The organism is Luteibacter sp. P4_E6 (assembly GCF_056401535.1).
This window is the reverse complement of sequence record NZ_JBFUJE010000245.1, coordinates 1-5,976: the sequence shown is the minus strand read 5'-3', so window position 1 is coordinate 5,976 and position 5,976 is coordinate 1. Positions and strand designations below refer to the sequence as shown.

The following is a 5,976-nucleotide window of genomic DNA, read 5'->3' as shown; positions in this document are numbered from 1 at the left end:
GTGCGTGGTATCGCATCCTCAATCGCAAGAACGAGAAGTACGACGACGAGAAGAGCCCCGCCGGCAAGACCGACTATCACACGATGGGCGCTTGCTATGAAGTGATGGCCTCGCTCCGCCGTATGCCGTCGAAATAACGAAGCAAGACATCGGTGCGGGCTGTTGGCTGCCGCACCGATGTTTCGTCCTTACGGCAACGCCTGCTTCAACGAAGCGATCCCGTCCCAGGGATCCGCTTCCAACGCCTTCGCCCGCTTCAGTGCCTTGGCGAGGTCGAACGCCCCGCCCGTCTTCAGCCGGGCGATTTCGTCCCAGCGCACTGGCATCGCCACCGGCGCACCGGCGCGAGCGCGCAGCGACCATCCCGTGACACTTGTCGCCCCGCGCGTATTGCGCAGCCAGTCGATGAAGATAAGACCCTCACGTTTTGCCTTGCTCGCTTCGGCGATGTAACGCTGCGGACTGTCGGCGACCATCGCATCGGCGATGCCTTCGCAGAAGGCCTTTACCTTCTCCCAGGCCGGGCCTCGCCGAAAGGGCGCCACGACATGCAGGCCCTTGCCACCCGACGTGCGAACGAAGCTTTCGAGTCCTTCGCCCAGGAGTCGCTCACGGATCGCGCGCGCGCAGGCCACGATGGTCTTCCAGTCGACGCCTTGCGAGGGATCGATGTCGAAGATAAGCCGGTCGGGCTGGTCGGGGTTGTCGACGCGGGCGCCCCAGGGATGGAACTCGAGGGTGTTCATCTGGACCAGTTCGAGCACCCCTTCCACATCGTCGACATAGAGATATTCCGCGTCGCCGCCATCCTTTTCCTTCAGCGCGACGCCCTTGACGTGCTTGCCCAGCGCGTCGGCATGGTGTTTCTGGAAGAAACAGGCGCCGCTGGTGCCCCGCGGACAACGCACGACCGATAGCGGCCGGCCACGAAGCTCCGGCAGCATGTGCGCAGCCACCGCTTCGTAATAGGTCGCCACTTCGCCCTTGGTCGGACCACCCTCGCCGAACACTTCCCGGTCGGGATGGGTGATGGCGACACCGTCGACAATCAGCGGGTCCATCGCGTCAGCCCGCCTTGCGGCGCGTGGCCGGCGCCTTGCGCGACGCCGTCTTCGCGGGAGTGCCTTTCTTGCTTGCCGCGCTCTTGGCCGGCGCCTTCTTGGCTGCCGCTTTCTTGACCGTCGCCTTTTTTGCTGGCGCTGACTTCGCGGCCTTCTTCGTCGCTTCTATCGTTTTTTTCGCCGGGGTGCGCGTCTTCGCGCCAAGGCTCTTCTTCAACAGCGCCATGAAGTCCACGACGTTGGTCGTCGCGTTCTCCGGCGTGCGATCGTCTTCTTCAATGGTGGCGGTCACGCCCTTGCTCTTCAGTCGCTTCTCGATGACCGCGCGCAGCTTTTCGCGGAAATCGTCGCGATAGTCGCCAGGTTTCCAGTCGCTCGACATCGACGCGATAAGGTCTTTCGCCATGTCGATCTCACGCGGGGAGATGCGATAGTCAGCCGTGGACTTGCCCGGCAGCTCGAAGTCGTCCGCGTCGACGATCTCCGATTCGTAGCGCAGGATGTTGAGGACCAGGGCATCACCCTGCGGAAGTACGGCGGCCAGGTACTCCTTGGTGCGGATGACCACGCGGGCGATGCCGACCTTGCCGGTCTTCTTCAAGGTTTCGCGCAGCAGCACGTAACCTTTTTCGGCCTTCTTCGCCGGAAGCAGGATGTACGGCTTCTCGAAGTAGGCGGGAGCAATCTGGCCCGCATCGACGAAGGTATCGATCTCCACGGTCTCGTGAACATCGCTGGCGGCGTTCTTGATGTCTTCCTCTTCGAGGACGACATAACTGCCCTTCTGGTACTCGAAGGCCTTGACGATGTCCTTCCAGGGCACTTCTTCGCCGGTATCGGCGTTGACCCGTTCGTAGCGCACGGGCGTGTTGCTGCGCTGGTCGAGCATGCGGAAATGGATGTCGCTTCGGCGCTCGCCGGACATCAGGCGGATCGGCACGTTGAGCAAGCCGAACGACAGGGTACCGGTCCAGATGGGACGGGCCATGGGGCGATCCTCGAACCTCGGGGAGGTCGAGGATCGCGCCGGCGGCGTGCAGGCGACGCCAAGGCGGCGCCCGCGTTCCGCCATGGACAGGGCCGGTGACGGCCACCCACGCTTCGCCGGGGCAYGGTAGGATGCGCACGCCGCGGCGAGGGATCGCGAGMCGCCTTGGGGGATCAGGGTCATGCGCAAACTACTCCGCGTCATAGGTGCTGCCATGCTCTTCGCCAGCGGCGGGGCCGGATTGGTTGCGGGCGCGCCTGTGCACGCCGGCGCCGTCGACACGGGGCGCCGCATCGATGCGGACACGCCGCTCGATCCCGCGGCGCTATCTGTCGCTGAGGTCGACGCGATCGTCGCTGAAGCCACCGAGGCTCGGAAGGCGTCGGATGCCACGCCTCCCGCTGATCCACGCTGGGGTCCCTCGATCCGCCTCCCGGCACACTGGAAGACCCTGACCCGGGAAARGCTGACGGCGCTCCTGACCATGCCGGGCTTTTCGGCCATCCCGCAAGGCCCACGCTCGATGCTCGTCGACCAAGCCGCGACCTGGGGTCTGCTTACCTTCACCCGCGCTTCGGACAGCGCGCGCCTGTGGGCCCGACTTTGGCCATCTCCCACACAGATGACGTACGACCCCGATCCGACATGGGGCCCGGAAGCCGTCGCCACRCAAGCCATCATCCAATGCTTTCCCCGCCTGGCGTGGACAGCGAAGGACACGCCAATCGTTGATGTGCTTCGCAATAGCACCGGCTGGCAGTGGGGCAACGTCAGTGGCCCGGACGGGTTTCGTGCATGCATCGCCGAGAGAGGCCAGATGTGGCGCACGCCCCAACGGGTGCTGAGTGACGCCTCCCGCCTCCTGGTCCGGCGCATAGGTGACCAGTTGTCGATGGATGGATGCAACGGACAGAGGGCGGACGATTGCCTGGTGCTTTACCAGGCATTCCAGTCCCTGGCACCCCGCAGCGAACGGCGTGTCGCCTTGCTCCAACGCATGGCGCCGTCATTTTCCCCTGGCCAGCCGATCGCGCTTCCGCCACCCGGAACGGCGCTCGACGATGCCGGCTTTGCCAACCGTGCCCACGAGGCCATCGAACGCCAGGCGTTTCTCACCCTGAAGCTACCCGTTGTACTGAGCCTCCCCACAGCGTGGCCGGCCGGCGAACGAAAGCGCACGCTCATCGAAGCCATGGATACGACCTACGCGCTCGATCGCCTGAGGGCCATGCGCCCTCAGGAAATCCGCGACGAGGCGTGGATCGATCCGTGGCAGCCGTTGTTGGGGCCTCATACCCCATTGGACGAACAGGAATGGCGCGAGCTGGGTAGCACCGCGGGCCGAACTTATGACTGTGCCTTCAAGGCCACGTCATTGAGGCGTCAGCCAGCGACGTACTTGCCAAAGGCGTTCTGGCGGGCGTTTTCGCTGGGCACCCTGTCGCGAGGGTTGGGCAGCTGCGAGCATCTCAGCGAGGCGGGCCTCGACGACCTGATCGCTGCGAAGGGGGCGGAGAGAGCTCGGCTCATGGCGATCTTCAAGCCATTCGCCAGCCGTTTCGAGGTCGGCGGCGCCGAGCGTACGGAAGCCGTATACGCCGCCGGGGACGCTTGCCGGAAGTACCCGGGTCAAAGCGTGTTCGGGCTGTGCCCCGCTGCGGCGAAGGACGATGCCGATGCCGAGGCGAAGCGGGAAGAAGACGTTGTCACGGCCTGCGTCGAGTTGAGGGAGGCGACCGCCCGGAAGCTTGGCATCGCTGGCTATGGCGCCGAGGGAGGTGCGAAAGGCGACTGCGCCTCGCTGCCCGGCGACGACGCAAAGACGATCGTCGTCCTGGCGCACGCGCCCTCAGTGCCGACAAGCAACGACCACGCACTGATCCTCGACCTCGCCATTCTGGACGTCGAATCAGGCGACGTACTGGCTCAAATCCGCGACGACGACGCCGTTCCCAGCGACGAGCCGGCGGTCGATACGATCACGCTGGATACGGGGCGATACCTGTTGGCGCCTGGCAAACGCGCCTTCGGTGTACGTCTGCACAAGGTCTATTACCGCATCGAAGGACCGGACGAGGATATCGCCCTGTACCTTCATTCGGATGGCCAGTTACGCAGGGTGCTGCGACCGACGACGCTCGCCACCAGTGTGCGGCCGGAAGATCCCGAATGCCCGTCCCGTTCGACGGATACGGACACAAAGCTGATCATCGACCAGGGTAAGAGCCATGGCATGGCGAACATCGTCCTGCGAACGAAGACGACGTTCGAGTTCGCCGGCAAGGAAAACGCGGGCCCGGCTTGCACGGCGCCCGCACCTTCGGTGAAGGAGCGGACGCTGCGTTTCGACGGGCGGGAGTATCAGGAGCCGAAAGCCCCCTGATTTACTTCCCGCCTTCCACTACCGGCAGTTCGATAGCGCTGGCGGTTCCCGGTGCGTGCCAGACCTGCTGCGTCGCCTTCTGGTAGTCGGAAGGCTTGGCAAAGAAGATGTTCGGCACGTAGGTCTGCGGGTTGCGGTCGTAGAGCGGGAACCATGACGACTGCACCTGCACCATCACCCGGTGACCCGGCAGGAAGGTGTGGTCCACGGTCGGCAAGCCGAAGGTGTATTCCAGCGGGGTGTTCGGCGTGATCGCCTTCGGGTCCGAGAAGCTCTCGCGATAGCGGCCGCGGAAGATGTCCATCGAGAGAGATAGCTCATAGCCGCCCATGGCCGGCGAGGTGGTATTCGCCTGCGGATAGACGTCGATCAGCTTGACGACCCAGTCACTGTCGGTACCGCTGGTCGAGGCGTAGAGGTTCACCTGCGGCGCGCCAGCCACACGCAGCGGTACCGTGAGCGGCTCGGTCACGTAGGTGAGGACGTCCGGACGGCCATCCACGAAGCGCTGGTCCTGCACCAGCCACGTGGTCCAGGACGTGCGATCGGTGAAGCGCACGGGGCGAGGCACGTACGGCACCGGCTTGGCGGGGTCGGAGACATACTCGTCGTACTTCGCTGCCGACGCATCCGGCGCGGTGAACGACAGCCCACCGTTGGCGACCAGGTAGAGGGGCTTGGTTCCCTTGGCCTGGGGCCACGCCTTGAAGCGGTCCCAGTGGTTTTCGCCGGTGTTGTAGATCAGGACCGGCGGCGTGTTCGCCTTCGGCGCGCCATCGACCAGGTACTGGTTGAAGAACGGCAGGAGCACGTCGCGACGGAACTGGAGTGCCGTGTCACCGTCCCAGTTCAGTGCGCCGAGCGAGGACGCGCTGTAGTTGACCTGGCTATGGCGCCAGGGGCCCATCACGAGGTAATTCTTGTCGTTGCCCTTGTCCTTGGGCTCCATGGCTTCGTAGCTATGGATCGCGCCCCACATGTCTTCCTGGTCCCAGAGGCCCTGCAGCCACATGGTCGGGACCTTCAGCGGCTGCTTCGCCATTTCCTTGTCGAGCGCCTGGCCCTGCCAGTAGGCGTCATAGGAGGGGTGCTCGCTGAGCTTGCGCCAGTAGGGCAGCTGGTCGAGGCCAGCCGCTTTGGCGTAGTCGCCCGCCGAACCGGCGGCGAGGAAGTTGGTGTAGTCGTCGTAGCCGGCGCGGGTGATTTCCTCACCCTTGCCGCGCTTGGCGTTCTGGCCGGTGATGTAGTCGAAGTTGGTCTGCCGGAAGGCGCCGTAGTGGAACCAGTCGTCGCCCATCCACCCGTCCACCATCGGGCTCTCCGGCGCCGCCACCTTCAGGGCGGGGTGCGGGTTGATCAGGGCCATCACCACGGTGAAGCCCTCATACGACGAGCCGATCATGCCGACCTTGCCGTTGGACTCGGGCAGGTTCTTGGTCAGCCAGTCGATCGTGTCGTAGGCGTCGGTGGAATGATCGACCTCAGACGAGTTGAGCGGACCGCGCAGCGGGCGGGTCATCACATAGTCGCCTTCCGAACCGTAC

General features: G+C 64.6%; 4 protein-coding genes and 1 pseudogene. 2 read left to right on the top strand and 3 right to left on the bottom strand.

Annotation, left to right across the window (positions count from 1 at the left end):
• Window positions 1-137: pseudogene (locus AC1DT2_RS14310) on the top strand (AGE family epimerase/isomerase); the annotation flags it as partial.
• 51 nt (window positions 138-188) lie between these two features.
• Here the strand turns inward: AC1DT2_RS14310 and ligD are convergent.
• Window positions 189-1,061: a non-homologous end-joining DNA ligase gene (gene ligD / locus AC1DT2_RS14305; protein ID WP_477297017.1), complete on the bottom strand. Its 873-nt coding sequence runs from the start codon at window positions 1,059-1,061 to the stop codon at window positions 189-191.
• A 4-nt stretch (window positions 1,062-1,065) separates the two neighbouring features.
• On the bottom strand, window positions 1,066-2,049 hold the full coding sequence (gene ku, locus AC1DT2_RS14300) for a non-homologous end joining protein Ku (protein WP_477297016.1): 984 nt from the start codon (window positions 2,047-2,049) through the stop codon (window positions 1,066-1,068).
• Between the two features lie 181 nt (window positions 2,050-2,230).
• Here ku and AC1DT2_RS14295 point away from each other — a divergent pair, with 181 nt between their 5' ends.
• The gene (locus AC1DT2_RS14295; protein WP_477297015.1) at window positions 2,231-4,432 is read left to right on the top strand and encodes a PA3715 family protein; all 2,202 of its coding nucleotides are present in this window, start codon (window positions 2,231-2,233) and stop codon (window positions 4,430-4,432) included.
• A gap of 1 nt (window position 4,433) precedes the next feature.
• Here the strand turns inward: AC1DT2_RS14295 and AC1DT2_RS14290 are convergent.
• Window positions 4,434-5,976, bottom strand: a 1,543-nt coding sequence (locus AC1DT2_RS14290) for a CocE/NonD family hydrolase (RefSeq protein ID WP_477297014.1), incomplete at its 5' end; no start/stop codon positions are given.

Bases quoted from the DNA above. Each gene is read 5' to 3' on its own strand.
- ku (WP_477297016.1), bottom strand. From the start codon at position 2,049: ATGGCCCGTCCCATCTGGACCGGTACCCTGTCGTTCGGCTTGCTCAAC.
- ligD (WP_477297017.1), bottom strand. From the start codon at position 1,061: ATGGACCCGCTGATTGTCGACGGTGTCGCCATCACCCATCCCGACCGG.